This window comes from Thermofilum uzonense (assembly GCF_000993805.1).
GTDB lineage: Archaea > Thermoproteota > Thermoprotei > Thermofilales > Thermofilaceae > Thermofilum > Thermofilum uzonense.
The window spans coordinates 1,135,502-1,152,962 of record NZ_CP009961.1; the positions used below are offsets into that span (position 1 = coordinate 1,135,502).

At 49.8% G+C, this 17,461-nt stretch carries 18 protein-coding genes and 1 tRNA gene; 5 read left to right on the plus strand and 14 right to left on the minus strand.

Annotated features, from left to right (window positions below; translation table 11 throughout):
* Positions 1 to 15 precede the first annotated feature (15 nt).
* The 7 genes from MA03_RS05830 to MA03_RS05860 form a co-directional block, all read right to left on the minus strand.
* Positions 16 to 549: a hypothetical protein gene (locus MA03_RS05830; protein ID WP_191118458.1), complete on the minus strand. Its 534-nt coding sequence runs from the start codon at positions 547 to 549 to the stop codon at positions 16 to 18.
* The gene (locus tag MA03_RS05835; protein ID WP_052884367.1) at positions 533 to 1,285 is read right to left on the minus strand and encodes an AAA family ATPase; all 753 of its coding nucleotides are present in this window, start codon (positions 1,283 to 1,285) and stop codon (positions 533 to 535) included. The genes MA03_RS05830 and MA03_RS05835 overlap by 17 nt, the downstream gene beginning before the upstream one ends.
* Positions 1,286 to 1,348: 63 nt before the next feature.
* The gene (locus MA03_RS05840) at positions 1,349 to 6,520 is read right to left on the minus strand and encodes a carboxypeptidase-like regulatory domain-containing protein (protein WP_052884368.1); all 5,172 of its coding nucleotides are present in this window, start codon (positions 6,518 to 6,520) and stop codon (positions 1,349 to 1,351) included.
* A gap of 150 nt (positions 6,521 to 6,670) precedes the next feature.
* Positions 6,671 to 7,774 (minus strand): DNA primase small subunit domain-containing protein, encoded by a 1,104-nt coding sequence (locus MA03_RS05845; RefSeq protein ID WP_052884369.1) that lies wholly within the window; start codon positions 7,772 to 7,774, stop codon positions 6,671 to 6,673.
* Positions 7,775 to 7,776: 2 nt separating this feature from the next.
* Positions 7,777 to 8,841 (minus strand): hypothetical protein, encoded by a 1,065-nt coding sequence (locus tag MA03_RS05850; protein WP_052884370.1) that lies wholly within the window; start codon positions 8,839 to 8,841, stop codon positions 7,777 to 7,779.
* A 3-nt stretch (positions 8,842 to 8,844) separates the two neighbouring features.
* A complete protein-coding gene (gene pcn / locus MA03_RS05855) occupies positions 8,845 to 9,588 on the minus strand; it encodes a proliferating cell nuclear antigen (pcna) (RefSeq protein ID WP_052884371.1) in 744 nt (247 codons plus the stop codon).
* A gap of 84 nt (positions 9,589 to 9,672) precedes the next feature.
* On the minus strand, positions 9,673 to 10,005 hold the full coding sequence (locus MA03_RS05860) for a transcription factor S (RefSeq protein ID WP_052884923.1): 333 nt from the start codon (positions 10,003 to 10,005) through the stop codon (positions 9,673 to 9,675).
* 166 nt (positions 10,006 to 10,171) lie between these two features.
* Here MA03_RS05860 and MA03_RS05865 point away from each other — a divergent pair, with 166 nt between their 5' ends.
* The 4 genes from MA03_RS05865 to MA03_RS08720 all read left to right on the plus strand — a co-directional run bounded on the left by MA03_RS05865 (position 10,172) and on the right by MA03_RS08720 (position 11,803).
* The gene (locus MA03_RS05865; RefSeq protein WP_052884924.1) at positions 10,172 to 10,459 is read left to right on the plus strand and encodes a 50S ribosomal protein L44e; all 288 of its coding nucleotides are present in this window, start codon (positions 10,172 to 10,174) and stop codon (positions 10,457 to 10,459) included.
* A gap of 1 nt (position 10,460) precedes the next feature.
* Positions 10,461 to 10,658, plus strand: coding sequence for a 30S ribosomal protein S27e (locus tag MA03_RS05870; protein WP_052884372.1), 198 nt, complete (start codon positions 10,461 to 10,463; stop codon positions 10,656 to 10,658).
* Between the two features lie 155 nt (positions 10,659 to 10,813).
* Positions 10,814 to 11,614 carry a translation initiation factor IF-2 subunit alpha gene (locus tag MA03_RS05875; RefSeq protein ID WP_052884373.1) on the plus strand — a complete coding sequence of 267 codons (801 nt, stop codon included), beginning with the start codon at positions 10,814 to 10,816 and terminating at the stop codon, positions 11,612 to 11,614.
* A 3-nt stretch (positions 11,615 to 11,617) separates the two neighbouring features.
* Positions 11,618 to 11,803, plus strand: a complete 186-nt coding sequence (locus tag MA03_RS08720; RefSeq protein ID WP_257719660.1) for an RNA-protein complex protein Nop10 — start codon at positions 11,618 to 11,620, stop codon at positions 11,801 to 11,803.
* On the opposite strand, the gene MA03_RS05880 is transcribed toward MA03_RS08720, so the two are convergent.
* Complete coding sequence (locus MA03_RS05880) at positions 11,800 to 13,992, minus strand: STT3 domain-containing protein (protein ID WP_052884374.1); 2,193 nt, start codon at positions 13,990 to 13,992, stop codon at positions 11,800 to 11,802. The two genes, MA03_RS08720 and MA03_RS05880, sit on opposite strands and share 4 nt — an antisense overlap.
* A gap of 119 nt (positions 13,993 to 14,111) precedes the next feature.
* Between MA03_RS05880 and MA03_RS08725 the strand changes: the two genes are divergently transcribed.
* Positions 14,112 to 14,282: a hypothetical protein gene (locus MA03_RS08725; protein ID WP_191118459.1), complete on the plus strand. Its 171-nt coding sequence runs from the start codon at positions 14,112 to 14,114 to the stop codon at positions 14,280 to 14,282.
* Positions 14,283 to 14,315: 33 nt separating this feature from the next.
* On the opposite strand, the gene MA03_RS05885 is transcribed toward MA03_RS08725, so the two are convergent.
* The 6 genes from MA03_RS05885 to rpsJ all read right to left on the minus strand — a co-directional run bounded on the left by MA03_RS05885 (position 14,316) and on the right by rpsJ (position 17,403).
* Positions 14,316 to 14,879 (minus strand): hypothetical protein, encoded by a 564-nt coding sequence (locus MA03_RS05885; RefSeq protein WP_052884375.1) that lies wholly within the window; start codon positions 14,877 to 14,879, stop codon positions 14,316 to 14,318.
* Positions 14,880 to 14,945: 66 nt separating this feature from the next.
* Positions 14,946 to 15,527 carry a hypothetical protein gene (locus MA03_RS05890; protein ID WP_052884376.1) on the minus strand — a complete coding sequence of 194 codons (582 nt, stop codon included), beginning with the start codon at positions 15,525 to 15,527 and terminating at the stop codon, positions 14,946 to 14,948.
* Between the two features lie 6 nt (positions 15,528 to 15,533).
* Positions 15,534 to 15,887: a hypothetical protein gene (locus tag MA03_RS05895; protein ID WP_052884377.1), complete on the minus strand. Its 354-nt coding sequence runs from the start codon at positions 15,885 to 15,887 to the stop codon at positions 15,534 to 15,536.
* Between the two features lie 47 nt (positions 15,888 to 15,934).
* Positions 15,935 to 16,765: a UbiA family prenyltransferase gene (locus MA03_RS05900; RefSeq protein WP_052884378.1), complete on the minus strand. Its 831-nt coding sequence runs from the start codon at positions 16,763 to 16,765 to the stop codon at positions 15,935 to 15,937.
* Between the two features lie 69 nt (positions 16,766 to 16,834).
* Positions 16,835 to 16,943 (minus strand) — tRNA-Arg (locus MA03_RS05905).
* 151 nt (positions 16,944 to 17,094) lie between these two features.
* Positions 17,095 to 17,403 carry a 30S ribosomal protein S10 gene (gene rpsJ, locus MA03_RS05910; RefSeq protein WP_052884379.1) on the minus strand — a complete coding sequence of 103 codons (309 nt, stop codon included), beginning with the start codon at positions 17,401 to 17,403 and terminating at the stop codon, positions 17,095 to 17,097.
* Positions 17,404 to 17,461 lie beyond the last annotated feature (58 nt).

Here is a 17,461-nt window from a genome sequence, read left to right on the forward strand (position 1 = left end):
AGCATCATTAAAAACCTACTCCGAGGGCATAACAATATCGGCCTTGTAGGGGTGATAGAAGGATAGCGTTATTTTGTCTCCCTCGCGTCGGACGAGGGCTCTATGGGTAAAGTATTCTGCGAAAATGTTTTCCCCAAAACTCTTGGAGTCAGAACTATAGTTGATGAATATTGAGTTTAATCCCCTGCTGGCTTTATCGAGCGCCAGTGCCAGTAGGGAAGCCACTAGCCCCCATCTCGCCCTGTACTCGAGGTTAAAAGCGTAGAAAACCCTTGGAACGCTGTCCACCACGATTAGCTTGTAGTTTGCCCCTGCTATAATAGAGAGCAGTTCAAGAGGATCACCGGGCGTTTGGAATTTAACGTTACGCCATTTTCCCCTTGACCGCCAGGAGGTCTGAGCGTAGTCTATGTAAAGGGTTTCAGTCCCCATTTCTGAGATAAACCTTTGCACAGCTTCACGCCGCCCTGAGCCTGACGACCCCGATATTTCAATTACAAAGCCTTGACCGAGAAAGCCTATATCTTGGGGTTTACGCCTCCTCGACACCATGTTCACCTATCCTGAAGGTTGCTGTTCCACGCTTCCATGGCGTTGATAGTACCTCTGCCTCTCGAACCACGCCGCGCTTGCGGAGAAGTAGTGTTAGACACGCGTATGTGTCGAGGGCCGCGCCTCCAGCTGGCTTTATACCGTCCGATTGGACAACCTGTCTAGTAGCTATGACCACCGCGCCGGCACGCGCCACGCGCCAGAGAGAGTAAATAACCTTTGCATAAGCCTCGGTTCTCTCACGTGCACTCAGCGCCTCGGTGCGTACTAGCCGTGTAAGCTCGTCCAGGATTAATAGGCCTACATCTCCAGCCACGACCTCCTTGAAGGCTTTCTCGAGGAGAACCAACAAGTGTTGTAGACTGTGAGCACGAACATATAGTATGCCAGCCAATACAGAGCTAGGATCTAGATCCCTAGCAGCGGCCATCATCACGACCCGCTCTGGGGAGAAATCGCCTGTTGTATCGACAAAAACAACGCGGGATCCTAGACCACCTTGACCGACTGGCTTTTGAGCGTTAACAGCAAGCTGCATACAGAGCTGTGTCTTTCCACTTCCAGCCTCACCAGCTACATCATATAGACAACCCATTTGGAAGCCTCCATCCAGCAATACGTCTATTGGCCCAACATTACTCTGTAAAACGAGCTTGTGTTGAGGTACAGTATGAGCCTCCATATGTGACACATTCGGGAGTTGAAGAATTCCCAAAACATCTGAAACATTCATCAGAAGATATAGAAAGAAAAAAGGTAAAAAACTATTTTTTTAGTTTTAGAGAGACTAGGCTTCTTACTTTGCCTGGGTGCCCTCGGCTGGAGCAATGACCTTTGCGAGTCTGCGGCGCCTGTACAGGCTGTACTCGTGGGCGATTATGAAGATCACTAGGACTATCAGTATGAGGAGCAGTATGAGTCCGAGGAACTCGCTGCTGCTCATCTCCCATCCAGCAATGGTCAGGAAGATGTCGAGCTTTAACTCGAGTGTTGACTCCTTGCCGCCCGTTACAGTGGCTGTTCCGCTGGCCTCTCTTCCGCCCTTGCTGGCGGTAACAGTGTATGTGCCCTGCGGTATCTCAAGTGTTACTATTCCGCTAGCGTCTGATGTGAAGCTTCCAACATTCTGTACGGTGACGGTTGCGCCTTCAACGCCTTGTCCCCTGGCGCCAACTACCTTGACGGTGAGCTTTCCGATGCTTGGGACTGTTATGCCCACAGAGGGTTGCCTGTTTACGCTATCGGAGTAGCCTATGTTGAGGCCCTTCCATGTGACGACGGAGAAGCTAATCTTGCCTGGTGGTACCTCTTTGACTGTTATGCTTCCGCTGCTGTCGAGAGTATCGCTTATGGTTCTGCCGTCAGGCGTGGTTATCTGAACCGCAGCGTTGGCAAGTGGTGTGCCGAAGGGTGACGTGAACGTCAGCTGGACGTCGTAGATGTCGAGCTTAACCTGGAAGATCTGCAGGCTGGTCTCAAACCTGCCCTTCTCGATCTTGATGCTCTGAGTGGCTATTGTGCCTACGCCGGCGAGGTCTACCTTAACCTGGTAGGCTCCGTGCGGAGCCTGTCCGTGGTCAGCGGGTGTCTCAGGACTGTACTTGGCGCTTGCATCAGACGGCCAGCTTACCACGGTGTCCTTTGCGAGCCTCAGTATTACGCTACCGTCTGAGGCTGGTTTGTGTTTAGTTACCACGCTGTCGGGCCACGTGACGGTAACAGTTATGTTATTGAGTATACTCTGGCTGAGAGACCCTCCTTGGGCGTTGGTCAACACGAGCTTAGCGACATAGACGAAGGTTTCAAGCGTTGTCCCGCTTCCAGGCGTGTAAAGCCTTGGAGTGTCGTAGTCTGTGACTGTGTCAAAGATCACTATCTCCTTGGGTATCTTGCCCGCTGCCCTGAGGAGGTAGCTGTCACGCCAGTAGACGAGGAGCTGGTATTTCTGAGTACCAGGCGGGACGTAGAGGATTGTGTTACCGTTGGCGTTAGTGAAGTTAATGGTGCTTGGATAGGCCTTTGCGTTTGGTTCTCTCAGGTAGGCTGCAACCATGGCGTTCTGCAAGGGCTTGCCTGACCAGTCGAAGACTGTTACAAGTATGCCGCTCCACTGGAGTGGGACACAGACTCCGCCGGGCATGTTGTTTGTGAGGTTGAATGTAACCGTGGTGGTGAGGGTGTCAGGGTCTAACACGTTCTCGGTCTTCAGGTTGTACGGGGATAGTATAGGGTCGAAGTTTAGCTTGGTTGAAAGCGTGTAGTTGAGTCTGCTTACACCCAGGAATGCAAACTTGCCCGTGAAGACGGGGAGGCTGCCTACAGGAGTGCTGACTGTAGCACCCTTGTCAGGGTAGAACGTAACCGTGCCGTCGGACCCTGTCGTGCCGCTGACTAGGCCTGACGTGGCGCCGGTTGAGCCGATAACAGTTACTGTTACAGGCTGGTTAGCGAGGCCTACCTGCTGTGAACGGAGGTTGGGGCCTGTGACCTGGACGCAGAAGCCCTCCATCGCCGTGGTGTACACCACCTTGGCTACACCGCTCCAGTAAGTGACGTTCCATGCTCCGCCAAGCATGTAGTCGTGGTTGTTGCCACGGAATGCATTGCCTAGCTTGTACCATGTTGGGCTTGGGCTGCTTATGTCGTTACCGCTCGTAGTGACAAGAGTATTGATACTGTTAGTCGTTATATTGTATGGTCCAACAAGGTATCCATAAGCAGTACCTACTTCTATTGATCCATACTTGGGGGTATCTGGGACTCCGGGGGTTCCATACTTCTTGCCCGCGAAGACGTATGCATTGGTTATGTTGGCTCCAAACTTTACTGGTGCATTCTTGACTTTGTGGTTGGGCATCCAGATGGCTACTGGGAGGCTTATCTTGCCGTTGCCCGCAGTGTCGACGGCGCTCCACGCTATCATGCCGACGCCCAGGGAGGAGGCGTTTGGTTTAACTATAGCGTTGTACCCGCCACTCAGTAGTGACCTCCAGTTGATTACATCGTTCCTGACGAGGGTTACGTTGAGGCCGGGTATTAGGCCTTGGCCCAGCTTGCTCACCGTGTAGATGTCGAGGTTGACGACCCAGGTTACGAGTTGGAGCTTAACGCTGTACCTGCCGCTCCACGCCGGCGCTCCGTAGAACCTGACTATTGGGTGCTCGGTAGCACCGTTCTTCCCGAGTATCCAGGTGTAGTCGAGCTTGTCGGTTTGTACTAGAGTCTGGGCGCCCGTGGTCTCGTTGAATCTTATCACCTGGGCGCTGATGACGCTGTTATAGTCTAGCGCCGCGCTTGGAGCCGGCATTGTGAAGCTGTAGTTGTAGACCATCACGCCTCCATACCATACTTTGAAGCTGTAGCTGGCCCCGGCGATGAAGAGGTGCGGGTAGTTGCTGTTGTCCCACTGGGTCCCGGTGAACTTGAACCTTGCCTCGCTTATGCCGTTGCCCCATGGCTTGCCAGCGTTGTTTGTAGCGTTGAAGATCTGGTAGGTCACGCTTATGGATGGCCAGCAGAGACAGCCAGGGCCTCCCTGGCAGACTTGCGTTACATTATAGGATATTGCATTGTAAGTATCGTTGAGGGCCACGATTACGGGGGCTGTGCCGTTGCTCGTGGGCAGCTCTTTGAGTATGTTCCCAGCGTGGTCTACAGCCTCGAGCGTGAAGCTGAAGACCCATGCTGGGATGTCTATCGGGCCGATTGTGCAGGCTGGCTGGATGCCTGCAAGAGTCTTTGTGAGATCCCACTTGCCGATTACGAGGTTGTCATCCTTGGGGTGCCTGATGTAGGGTGTGTCTTTCGTTGTCTTGAGCGTGATTATGACGGAGTTGAGGCTTGTGTCTATTGAGAGTGGAACCTTTGTGAATGAGACTATGCCGTCACACCCGGTTGTTGCACTCTGAGTGTAGGTCTTCCTTGTGCCCTTGTAGTAGTCAAGGGTCACGCTTATGTTGACTAGTGGGAGTTTCTCGTCCCACTGGGTCACCCTGAACTTAATGTCGCCTACGGGGAACGTGTACGTTGCCTGGCTGTAGTTGGCGATGTTGCCCGTTACTACAAGTGGGCTGGGACCGCTTACCGGGCTCATTAACACGCCTTTGAATGCGAGCTTGACGGTGAAGGTGCCTCCTGGAACCTTGCCTATAAAGACTGTGCCGTCCTTGCCCAGGCCTGCGCTGAAGGTTATCGGGGACCCTTGTGGCGGCGTGTATGTTAGAATCAGGGTTGCGTTGGGGTCGTCAGCGCTTGTGAGAGGTCTTCCGCAAAGGTCTACGACCTTCATGTTCACGTTGTAGACCTTCGCTATGAGCTGGAAGCTCTGGACACTGCATTTTACGAAGTAGTCGGTGAGGTTGAGCGTGATGACGTTGTTGTCAGGCGTAACGTCTACGAAGTTCTCGGTGCCGGGCAGCGCGTAAAGCACGGTTACAGTGTACCTGTAGCGTTTACCAGTGGTTGCGAGGTCGAAGGGTACTGGCAGGTAGCCGGGGTTGCTGCCCTTCCTCGCCACTATTGGAGTGGCTGAGGGTGTGCTTCCACCTGCAACTATTGTGTATGGTGGGAAGGCTATGTAGCCTGCGCCGTCAGTGTAGGTGTTTATGGGGTCGTAGCCGGGGGCCTGTATTATTACGATTGCCCCCTCGAGCGGCTGGACGGGTGTTACGCCACTGTCCTTTACAATTGTCTGAACCTTGACGACCGATAAGGCTATCGTTAGGTTGATGGCACCGTTTGAACCCTTAGTTACATTGAATACCTGTTTGTTAACCACAGGTAAAGTGCCGCTGCTCGGAAGCTGCATTGAAGTGTTAAAGGTCCAGGTGAATACTTGTATTCCGTTTATCTCGGCGTTTATCGTGACGTTCTCCTTGTAGAAGAGGGTTACGTTGGGCAGCCAGAAGGTGCCGTTGTAGCCTTCTTCGGGGGCTGTCCCTGTCACGGGGTTGACCTTGCCTACACGGAGTTTGCCCAGTGAGGGGGTGGAGAATTCAACGTTTATGGGTGGCCACTCCCAACCTGTCAGTCTATTACCACATGGGTCTGTAACTGTCACTATGGCTAGGAAGGTGTAAGCTGTATCATTAACAGTCTTGTGGCCGCCTTGTATGGGGACAAGGGGCGCGCTTTTTGGCTGTACCCCTGGAACATTTTCGATTACATATAGTGTTGTGCTAGTAGCTGACCCGTTGTTTTTAAGTTGGAAGCCCGTAGTAGTGAAGTTCAGCTTCTCGCTGCCAACCTTTACTTTTAGCGGTGAAGCCCCTCCGGTCATCATCCAGTAGATGTCCTTGTAGAACGTGGTGTTCCAGTAGCTCTCGATGTGGTAGCAGTTGGGGGATAGCGTCGGCTTTATGTTAACTTGTATTGCGCCTATGAGGAAAGTCTTTGTAGTGTTGCCGTTCGCGTCGCCGTAGTCTGAGAACACGATGGGGCCGTTGGGGTCAAGCCTTACCTCGAAGAAGGCCTTGTCCTCGCGGCCGCTCTCGGGATCCCGGTAGTAGAGCGGGACTTTAGTCCCATTGACTGTCGTCAAGGCTCTAAACGAGAAGTTCCAGAGGTATGTGAGCGTTATAGTCTTATTGAAGATGCTTGAGACGCTGAAAGGAGTTGTAGTGTACCTTGTGGTGTTTAGGAGGAAGGTTTTTCCGTAGGCCTGCCAGAATACGGATACGTTATATATTCCTGAATACGTTTTAGATGTATCTATTGGAATCTTGCTGGCTATTTGGAGGTTTATCTTGCCTGTTGCATCAGTTGTGCCCTGTGCATAGGCTATGATACAGTTTCCTCCTTGTGTTTGGTTGAACACGACGATTATTACGTTCTGGTTGGCGAAGGGTGTGCCCCATGGAGTTACAAGTATTTCATAGGCTGAGGTTACTGGAGCTGCCTGTGCCGTGGTGGTTAGTGCTAGTGCTAGTATTGCTAGTGCTAGTATTCCAAAGATGTATTTTTTACTCATATGCATGCTTCACCCCTTTTCGGGGTTCGAGGGGTTGTTGGCTTGCAGGGTATTTATAGGCAACCTTTTCTGTTAATTAGAATCCGGCTTCAGACTAATATTTGTTCGACTAAAAATGAAACGTGTTCCTCTGAGGTTTAAATTGCTGTTTTACCCAATGGATAGTATTCGAGCAGTAGGAGAGTTGAGCACCAGGTAGACTGCCAGGTAGAGCGGTACTGTTTTCTTAGAACCGTCTTCGCTGAATGTGAAGCCTAGTACTCGGCGGGGCCACTCTTCCATCTCGACACTGACGGGGGTGTCTGGGAGCGCGACTGCCCTCTCGATTATGCTAGCGGCGTCCATTGCCTCGAGTTGCTGGATCGTTAATGGGAGTACTTTGAGGCCTGTCTTGCCGTGGAGTGTTCCTGGCAGGCGTATGAGCCTCTTGACGTCCATTGTGACTTTCTCGTCTATGTTTGCCCTGGCCTCGGCGACGCACTCCATTATGAGTTTTTTGAGCTCTTCCCTCGGGAGGGGGGTGTCCTCTTTCCCCCTAAGGGCGAGGTGCATGGCTATACGGCCTCTCCACCCTGGGGCCGTTGAAGGGTACTTGTACTTGTAGAGGTCTCCTGTCCTCTCGATGTATAGATCGGGGTCTATGCCGAGGCCCCGCACATAGTCGGCTATCTCGCGCCTGGCTTCCTGTTCGAGGTCGATTAAGGCTTTATCCTCGACGTGTATGTGGAAGCCCCTGTGCCCGGAGAAGACTGGGATCATCTCGCTCCTGGAGATGCCTAAGTCTTCTTCAAGTATGTCTATGAGCTTGAGCGCCTCCTCGCGGGCCACGCTTATGCAACGGTCGCAGACCCAGGTTTGACGCTCGAGGCTCTCGCTCCCGCAAACGGGGCACTTGAGAGCTAAGCCTCTTCCATGGGCGCCGCAGGCCTTGCACCTCCACGTGTCGTGGAGGGGCTTGCAGGGGGTGTCTATGTGGTCTACGTCTATGTCGAAGACCATGTCTGCGCCTTGCCAGCCCTTGTCCTCCATTTCGGGGGCTGAGGGGTCGGAGTAGTACGCGGTGGAGTAGTAGGCGTGCCGCGGTATTCTTTCAATAATGTATCTGTTCATCTCCTCGGGGTTCTTGAAAGATATGTGTCTGATCATCCCGCTGGACGAGAAAGTGGTGAAGGCGAACTCTCTCCTCTCTATGCTTGGAGGGGGAGGGACTGGGTTTTTCCGATAGTATTCCTTGAACAAGCCTTGTATGTCCACTTCTACGACACCTGGCTCTCAACCACCCTGGGGGTCTTCCCGCGAAGGGCCCTGTAGAAGTATTGGAGAGGATGCTTTACCCCCTCGCACCTCCACCTGCAGAGTCCTAGGCTCCTCATGTTGTCGCACTTGTAGGGTGTGTATTTTGTCCTGGAGCCTCTCAGGCCAGCTATGTGCTCAACCTGGTACCGGGCTAGATCCTCCCTGTAGTCGGGGGAGTATTTGAATATCTCGAGTGTCTCATCCACTGTGAAGCCGACGTTAAGCAGGAATGATGCTAGTACAAAGCGGGCGCTATGAGGAAGGTTTTTTCCGCTCTTCGCCTCATCCATTAGAGTCTTGATGCATGGGGGGAAGGCGTCCATGCCACTCTTCCTGTATCCGGCCTGCGCGAACTCTAAAACTTCCCTCCTCGTTTTAGCCCAGGACTGTGATAGCTCCTCTACAACGGCGTAGACCCTCTCTGGTAGTAGCGAGGAATCCACGCTCGCGGATTCCACTAGCCTGGAGACATGTTTCTTCACTCCTGTCTGTATAAGTCTCGCTAACTCATGCGTGGAGACCTCGACGTAGCCGTCTCTGAGGGCCCTGTTTACGAGCTTCCATTTACCCGTGAAGTCCGGCTGTGCATGGATATAGTTCTTGAAGTGCACGTAGATTTTGTCTTTAATCCTGACATCCCATCCTAGAACCTGTGAGATGTAGAAGAGTAGCTGTACCCTTTCGCGTGAGTCGGCTTCTAGGCTGGGCGAGATGCTCTTGGAGAAGGCTGTCGCAAACTTCTCGGTTAGGGCTTTATCGCCTACCTGTGATAGAAGGAGAATGGCCGTTGCAAAGGCCGATACTTCAAGTCTGTAGTCGTCGCTGGATATGGGGTATCTGCCGTCCTCAATAACGGAGAGGATTTTTCTCTTAGCCTGTTCTAGTATCTCGTTTCCTAGGGGTGTCTCGCCTAATTCCTCGATGGTGAGGCCTAGCTCCTTAACAATCTTGATGGCCTCCGGCAGGAATGGATACTTTAAATAGTCCTCGGGACCAATGACCACTTTTAAATGCTCTGAACCCATGGGTTACTCCATGCGCGGGGCTAGGAGGTATTTCAGCGTACCGCCTCCGGCTATGTCGAAGCTCATCTCTATGGGCATGTTTGTCGCGAATCGTAGAGCCATTATGTCGCTCACCCTGTAGGCTTTCGAGACGATCTTGTCCAGGAAATCTATCCCGTAGCTGGCCTCTGAGGGTTCCTTCACGTCTATTTCGAGCAGGCTTCCCGACTCTATGGTGAACTTTGTCTCTATCTCGCCCCTGTCGCTCCTAGCAGATAGGTGGAGGGACTCGTCTTCGGCCTTGAGCTTTACAGCCTCTGATACCAGAGACGCGTCCTTGAGCGCATCCCTGAAGGTGTCGCTGAGCATCTTGGCTGCAACCGTGAAGTTGAGCTTGGGAGAGGGTAGTTCTTGGCCTGCAATGTCGAGGAGGGGGAACCTGAACCTCCGCTCGGCCCTGCCTTGTAGAATTATTGTGAGCCTGCCCTCGCCGACCTCGAATACGAGCTTGTCGTCGGACTTAGCCCTCTTTAAGACCTTGTTGATGTCGTCGAGTACAACGCCAATCTTAGTCTCCGAGTCCACGGAGTATTCCTCGAAGAGCCCGGCTGGCATGAAGAGGTCAACCATCGCTACTCTGCCTGGGTCTAGAGCTCTGAGGCGTAACCCGTCTGGAGATGCAAGGAAGTTTGCCTCGTCGACTATTGTTGAAAGGCTTTCAAGAATATACCTCCATTCGCGGGCATCCGGGAAGGTGAACCTGACCATTTTTGACCCTCGTTTAAAGAAGTTGGATACTGAATATAAAACTATCATTAAGGTTGGCGTCAAGAATAACGTGGGATCTCCTCTTCAGGCGTATTCGCGGTATACCTTCCTGCACTTAGTGCATATGTAGAACCTTGTCGCTGGCTCGTCGCCAGCCCTTGTCTGAACCTCGTACACGTAGGCTTTGTCGTTGCCGCAGTTCTCACACTTGAAGGGCACCACTGGGAGTGTAGACACGTTCACATCCAAGACGGTGATCTTGTCGAGGGGGTGTCGTTGAACTTTTTCCTCGAGACGGTACGCGTTTCCAGGATTATTGCTCTCCTTAACATATCCGCAGCTTCTACACTTTAATACTTTCCTGCCGTCCACAACGGCTGGTAGCATTAGCCCCCCGCATTTAGGGCAGAACTCCATGTATCCACCTAGAGACCCATGCTCTAGGCCTCGCCTATAAACCTTTTCCAAGGCGAGGTTAGCGGTTTAGGCAAAAGTATTCAGTCATTCTAGATGCATGCGTCTATGCAGGCTGGAAAAGCTTAAATTATGCGTGTAGGGTTGAAAGTGCAGCGTGGGGGTTGGAATGAAGGTTCCTGCAGTGATAAGGACCTATTGTCCAAAGTGTAAGACACATACAGAGCACGAGGTTACGCTTTATAAGGCTGGAAAGAGGAGAACGTTGGCTGAGGGTCAGCGGAGGTATCTAAGGAAGCAGAGGGGTTATGGGTCTAAGAGGAAGCCTGAGCAGAAGAGGACTGCAAAGGTTACGAAGAAACAGGTGTTGAAGCTTAAGTGTAAGGTCTGTGGATATACCTATCACAAGGAAGGCATTAGGCTGAAGAAACTGGAAATAGTAGAGAAGGTGAAGTGATATGGTTGAGGTGGAGCAGCTCGTTCCAAAGCCTAGGAGCAGGTTCGTAAAGGTTCGCTGTCCCGACTGTGGTAACGTCCAGGTAGTGTTCAGTCACTCCTCCCTTACAGCTAAGTGTTTCAAGTGTGGCAGGGTTCTTGTACAGCCTAGAGGGGGCAAAGCTCTAATAATAGCGGAAATCGTGGAATTCTTGACGTAACCAGACATTATCGTGGAGAAACACTGATCCTTTTAAGAATAGTCGCCCATTAAGCTAATTCTCCTGTAGATGTCCTCTTTTTTCAAACTTTCTCGCGACAGGCTTGAGAGGCAAAAAATATCTGTCACTAAACTTATTCTCTCCGGCGATAGACTGTGGTTAGACGTAGAGAAGAGGTTCCTAGCCTCAATGAATTGGTTGTGGCTACTGTAAAGGAGATTCACGAGCATGGAGCCTTTGTAGCTTTGGACGAGTACGGGGGATTGAGGGCCTATGTCCCGCTTGGAGAGGCTAGCCATAGCTGGTTTAGGAATATAAGAGATGTTTTAAGGGTGGGACAGAAGGCTGTGTTCAAGGTTATACGTGTAGATCCCTCAAGAAAGCTGGTTGACTTATCGTTAAAGAGAGTCTCAGATGGAGAAAGAAAAGAGAAACTTATAGAGTGGAAGAGGGCACAGAGGGCTGAAAAGATTCTCGAGCTTGCAGCTAAAAAGCTACGTAAGACCCTCGACGAGGCTTACGAGAAGGTTGGCTGGCCGCTTGAAGACTATTATGGAGAGATTTTTAAAGGACTCGAAGAAGCTAGTCTGAGGGGCGAAGAGGCTCTCTTAGAGGCCAACGTTGAGAAAAAATGGGCCGAAGTTGTCGCGGAGATAGCCCGTCAAAACATTAGACTCCCACGGGTGAAGCTCAGCTTTATCATTAATCTTCAGTGCCTGGAGGGTGGGGTTAAAGCGTTGAAAGATATTTTAACATCTTGGGAAAGAAGCGTGAAGCTGCCATCGAATACCTCTGTAAGGTTTTATACACTGGGAGCTCCCAGGTATAAGTTAGATGTCGAGGCGTTGAATTATAAGGATGGTGAGAAAATATCATCAGATATTCTAAAAGCTATTGAACAGGGCGCGAAAACCCACGGCTGTAGCTTCTCGTTTGAAAGATTAAAAGGTGAATAAGAGGTGGGAAAGCATACACTTTTACACAAGTGTTCACAGTGCGGGATGTACACATTGCGTTCTGATAAGTGTCCGTACTGTGGAGGGGAACTGAGGGCCGCTCACCCAGCTAAGTTTTCGCCTGAAGACCCTTATGGAGATTATAGGAGAAAAATGAAGCTGGAGATTCTTCTCGATAAGCGAAATTAACCTTTTACTTTAAAGACTTTTACCCAGCCGTTGGGTTCCGAGACATATACGAGCTCAAAGTGTTTTAGAGGGGATAATAAGTAGTGTGGACCGTTATAGCCTTGGAGCTGACCTAGGAAGGAGTCGAAGATGAAGAGCTGTTGTTTATAGTTCCTAGTGAAGATCATCCTGTAGAGTGTCGCGTTTAACCCCTGCGGGGTGGGTGCGGGAACAAGGAGGTATAACCTCTGGTTATTCCCTAAATCTAGATACGCGTAGGAGCCGTTGTTAAATCCGTAGATATACTTTCCTGCATCAAGTCCTATCCATTTCAGCATCTGGGGACTTTTAGCCATGTCTCCTCCTAGAGCTGGGTGTATCATTGAGAAATATACGCTCATACCCGTTGAGAGTTGGAGGCTCTGCAGCGGCTCAAACACTACTACATAGGTTACGTTTAGCTCCCTGAAGATTTTCAGGGCTGTGTCCTCGTCTGACATGAACGCAGTAGCTATCCTCTGGATCTGCTTCGTGTCGATTGTAGCGTTGTCACAAGTTGTTTTGCGCTCAGTGTTGACGCTTATCCAGTAGCCGTAGTCCCACCATGTCGCAATGGTAGCATCTTTCGGGACGTTGATCTTTATCCATTCTAGTGCTGAGATCCAGTCCATATATTGATAGTTGTAGTCTATCATCGGTATTGATGAAGTAAGTATAAGTGCTGGCTGGTGAGAATATAGAGGTACTCTCGAACCAAGTATTGAAGGCGAGAAGAGTAAGAGGAGTATAATCATTGCCAGGACAGCTAGTGCCGGCGAGACAGACTTCTCTTTTTTCCTGGATATTGACGGACTTGACAGCATGCGAATCCTATCGAATAACTCGATAAGTCCCATAGAGGCTACGACTGATATGGCTGGCGACAAAAGCAGTACGAGCCTCACAATCGATGATGAAAAGTAGAGAGAAGTAGCAAAGTAGAGGGCGGCGAAGGCTGCGTTAAGGTCTGTCTTCAGCCTCCTGGCGAAGAGATACACAGCAAATATCCCGAAAATTATTGAGGACTGAAAATCATCAAAGAGTTGGTTCCATGAGGGTACTGCGTGTTCAGCAACTGTAGTCACTCCGGGTTCTCTAATAGTTGGCAGTACAACTGCTAGTATCCTTCCAGAGATCAAGGAGGTTAACCCTGCTACATATGCGACAATGAAAAAGATAACTACTACTCCCGTTATTCCAATACCTATTTTCTTTATTTTAGAGGGAGTTGCTGCTCTTAGCCGGGAATACCCTATTAACAAGAAGACCGCATAGAGAGTAGTAGCTAATGGCAGGAAACCTACCAGAGATAAGAATGCCGTTTTCGGGCCAAACCTAGGTGTGGTTGCGACAAAGAGGGTTGTAATTACATTGCTGGCTATATAGATCTTTGCCATGATTTTATCAGTAGGGTGGAATAGAAGCCAAATCAGGGATAAGAGGGCTATGAAGTTCCAGGGGTACAGGTATGCGCCCCACGATAGGACAACCATTCCGAAGGAGAGCCCGGCTAAGATGGAGAGTCCCAGTGATTTCCTTCGGTAAGCCACCAGGAAGAGGTAGAAGCCTAGCAGCATGAAGGGGATTGCAAATCCCTCGTGCTTAGCCCCGTAATTGGTCCTGTACATGTAAGCCCAGCTTAGGCTTATAAGGACGGCTGACAGCACGCCTGTTCTCTCATCCTTCAGCTCTTTACCCAATAGATAAGCAGTGAAAACAGCCAGGGCGGCTCCAACTGGGACCGAGATCCCGTGAACAAAATATAGGTCGGTTTTCACCCCTAAGGTGCGGAGAAACTCGTAGGCAGCCACCGTAAAAAGTGCGGCTCCAGGCTGGCTCGAGCCCCTAAGATCCCTGCCATGCGGGGCCCAGAATAATGTGTCGAGTGGCTTGGGGTTTTCAAACCACCAGTGATACCACCAAGTTATGCCTCCAAGGAGGCTACCATTACCGTTTTCCAGCGTCTTCACGGATAGGTAATACTCGTAGAAGGGGTCGAACTCGTTGAGATAAACGCCCCAGTGGAGGGGGGCTAGGCGTGCCAGGAGCGTTATGGTAAACGAGATGGCCAGAATTACTCCAACCACGAGTCTTGGATCTCCTAGAGCTTCAAGCCCCTTGAGCAACGCTGAAGCAAGACTGTCCTTGATGGTAGTCTTTCTTCCAGACACAGTTTACGCTTCACACATACAGGTATTTATTTTTGAGCTTATACGAGAAATCAGGCTGACTCGGATATGCTCCAAATTGAGAAAATATTAATAACGTTTGATTCCTGCTGTTATCCTCAATGATAACAGTTGTCTGCAAGAAGTGTGGCTATGTGTTCTACAAGGGGGAAAAGCTCCCCAACCTTTATAAAATATACGCCTCTGTCGGGGGAAAATGCCCAAAATGTGGTACTGCGATAGATTGGATTCCACAGGATATCGAGGTTAAGAGAAGGAAAACAAGGGGCTAGCTCCAGAAAGCCTATAGGGCTCCTTGTGTAAACTTACTTCCCCTCATACATACGACGATTATTCGAGATAGCCTTCATTATCAGGAGTGCGCGACCTTTAAGGTATATTCCTAAGGCGTCGAGTACATCATCCTTTGATTTTATGTCTGTGTGAGGGATGGGAAGCTTTGATTCATCCAGAAACTCGACCACCACATTGGGTGGTTTGACTTCAAGGAGCTTATGCGCCGCGGGGGTATTCCCAATGAAAAGAATCACACGGGCATAGTATCGGGAGAGAGCCTGGAATATTTTCCTAAATGTTTCGGGGGTTGTCGACGATGCATAGAGTATTTCATCGTCTGCGGCCATGACGAAGCCTGTTTTAGCTTCGCCTGGGTCAACAGCTATTATAACCTCCTTGTGTCTTTGAGGTGGTGATCTTAAAAATACGTTGATAAGTGGTTCAGCAATATCGTCATTTAATATTTCGCAAGGTATGATTACTTGGGGGTTCTCGGGATCTATTTCATAGTGACCCGCTATCCTACTCAGATAGTGAGAAAGAATTAGTAACTTCTCGCGACATTCAGAGGAGACGCGTATTGGGTCAGACACCTGTGTACTCGTGCTAGTTTCAGGTTTATATAGTTTAGCGCCGAGAGGCCACGAGTATGGACATACTTATCGAGAAGCCTTCTCTTCAAAGCACCCATCAATGGATTCGGTAAACTTCTCTTTAAGATTCCTGTCGTAAACATGAACAACTATCTTCTCGTCTACTTTTTCAAGTCTGGTAAAGTCTCGGGAGAATCTTCTGAGAATCTTGTAGGCAAGTGGCTTTCGGCCAGAGATCTCTTGGGCCGTAACTATCAAGGGGATGCTTCTTCTTTGAGAGAACTCATGAAGCTTTGAGGCCGCGAAAAGTTGGAGTTTTGATATAGAAGTCTCACGCATATAGAATCTAAGCGGTAGAAAGTATATTGAGAAGCCATCGTATACCAGGGAGCCAAAATTTCCAGATAGTTTTTCGAGACTGAGTAGAAAGCTTATCTCGCTTTTCAGATTTTGAATTCTTACAACCTTTATCTCCTCACTTTCCTCAGGCGAGATAATAGAATGTCTTCCAAGTCCTGCATAAAGAAGGGGGGAGGTACCAGCTATCAAGCGACCTGTGAATATAGAGAAGCGGGTCTTACAGGAACCTGGCGAACCATAGATTACATGTATTCCTGGGAGTCTGTAAAGGCGTAGTATACTCTTCATAATTGATTACTTCATCCCATATACGGTGAATAGTAGCAAGACAGAGATTAACACTACGAGTAGGCCTGATATCAGAAACATTATTGCGAGGTTTGGCCGGGAGCGATACCTAGGAGCCTCGTAGAGCAAGATAAGCCCGGCTATCGATAGAGAATATAGGAAAAATATCGTGAGAAATTCGCCTGTTGTCTGTGAAGCTGTCCCAGGATAGATTATGTAGGTGCCCAGAGAGAAGGGTGGTCGCTCCGCCAAGATGAAGACTAGTCCTGATGCGATTAAAACTGAGATTACTAGTAGGAGCCATGCAAGGTTATTCTCGGATACCAATTTCTCTAATATAGTAAATCTTCCTTCAGGCATAACTGCTACACCAGGCCCGCTTATTTATTTTTGTCTTTTCCAGCTACCTAGGGTATCACGAAGGATGCCAGGGCTATAAGCATGCCGATTAGAGTAGTGTTTCTCAGCTTGCCGGCATTGGAGGGGGTTGGCTCCTTCAGCATAAGGTAAGCACCATGGATGAAAATAATGTCTGTCAGAGATATTAGCGCTGTGAAGAACAGTTTGTTCGCGAAGTAACTTATGGCTGCAAAACTTAGTGCAACAGCGAGAAGCATGAAGACCGATGCAACTTTTCCTGCTTTTTCTGATCCTATCTCACACGCTAGAGTGCATATGTTCACCCTCACATCGCCCTCAAGATCCCTGACACCTTTAACAACCTCCCTTCCTACATTTGCTAAAAATGCTATCATAAAGAATAATATCGTCTTCTCGGGTACATCGAGGCCGGTTGCCAGCGATCCGTAAAGGAAACTGCTCGCCGTTAACCCTGCGACAGTGATATTACCGATTATTGAAAACCTCTTCAAATACGCGTTGTAAAGATTACCGAGAGATAACGCCATGATTAAAAGGAGCATGGGTGCTTTACCCAGGAGTGAGGCGAGGATTATTGAGGAAAATGCTAGTAGGATTGCAATAATTACGGCTTCGTCTTTTGACACCTCTCCTGTGACGAGGGGCCTATCAGGCGAATTTATCCTGTCCTCTTCCATATTAAAGATATCATTAAAGGCGAAGAGAGAGGCTTCAACCATTACAGAGCTTAGAAAAGCGATTATCAACGCCTCACACAGACACCACTTGACAGCTAAGAATCCTGCCATGACCGCAAGGCCGGTCATGACGCCGTGTTCGATTCTCGTTAACCTTAAATAGGCTCTAGCTTTTCCCACAAGTTTACGGAGCTACTCCCCGATATAAAACATGGCGCCCATAGGAGATGAAAGACGGATTTTGTTAAGCGGGCCCGCCGGGAATCGAACCCGGGACCTGCGGCTTTCTCTGGGAAAGCCTAGGACTGCGGCGCTCCTGGAGCGTGGCCGCCGCGCTTCCTGACTGCGCTACGGGCCCTCGTGAAGGCTAGACATATGTTTCTGATAAATTTTACTTTCCATCTGATTAAGGACTCATCTAGAAAAATAGCCAGGGTTACAAGTTTTTGCTTTTAGAATTGAAGAATGTCAACGAGTATTAACGATAATGGCGTTTTAGAAGCTTCTCTTTACACGACCTCGATTTCTACACGCACCGTTGGTGGCACACGGGTTCGAAGTAGCAGGCGGGTTGCCCTCTCATCGGCATCCATGTCTATGAGCCTTTTATGTATTCTGAGCTCAAACCTATCGAAGGTTTCATATCCTTGACCTGAGGGTGCGCGTCTTGTGACGACTCTTGCTACCTGGACGGGCAGGGGGATAGGGCCACGGATCTTAACGCCTGTTCTCTTGGCTATCTCAACTATATCTTTGCATACTGCGTTTAGGTCTTCGACAGATGTGCTTGAGAGACGGATGCGAACCTTGGTTGGCATACAGCATCACAGGCAAAAAGGTGAAGGCTGTATAGTATAAAAATTTTATCTCTAAAAG

Bases quoted from the DNA above. Each gene is read 5' to 3' on its own strand.
- MA03_RS05835 (WP_052884367.1), bottom strand. From the start codon at position 1,285: ATGAATGTTTCAGATGTTTTGGGAATTCTTCAACTCCCGAATGTGTCA.
- MA03_RS05840 (WP_052884368.1), bottom strand. From the start codon at position 6,520: ATGAGTAAAAAATACATCTTTGGAATACTAGCACTAGCAATACTAGCA.
- MA03_RS05850 (WP_052884370.1), bottom strand. From the start codon at position 8,841: ATGGGTTCAGAGCATTTAAAAGTGGTCATTGGTCCCGAGGACTATTTA.
- pcn (WP_052884371.1), bottom strand. From the start codon at position 9,588: ATGGTCAGGTTCACCTTCCCGGATGCCCGCGAATGGAGGTATATTCTT.
- MA03_RS05860 (WP_052884923.1), bottom strand. From the start codon at position 10,005: ATGGAGTTCTGCCCTAAATGCGGGGGGCTAATGCTACCAGCCGTTGTG.
- MA03_RS05865 (WP_052884924.1), top strand. From the start codon at position 10,172: ATGAAGGTTCCTGCAGTGATAAGGACCTATTGTCCAAAGTGTAAGACA.
- MA03_RS05870 (WP_052884372.1), top strand. From the start codon at position 10,461: ATGGTTGAGGTGGAGCAGCTCGTTCCAAAGCCTAGGAGCAGGTTCGTA.
- MA03_RS08725 (WP_191118459.1), top strand. From the start codon at position 14,112: ATGATAACAGTTGTCTGCAAGAAGTGTGGCTATGTGTTCTACAAGGGG.
- MA03_RS05890 (WP_052884376.1), bottom strand. From the start codon at position 15,527: ATGAAGAGTATACTACGCCTTTACAGACTCCCAGGAATACATGTAATC.
- MA03_RS05895 (WP_052884377.1), bottom strand. From the start codon at position 15,887: ATGCCTGAAGGAAGATTTACTATATTAGAGAAATTGGTATCCGAGAAT.
- rpsJ (WP_052884379.1), bottom strand. From the start codon at position 17,403: ATGCCAACCAAGGTTCGCATCCGTCTCTCAAGCACATCTGTCGAAGAC.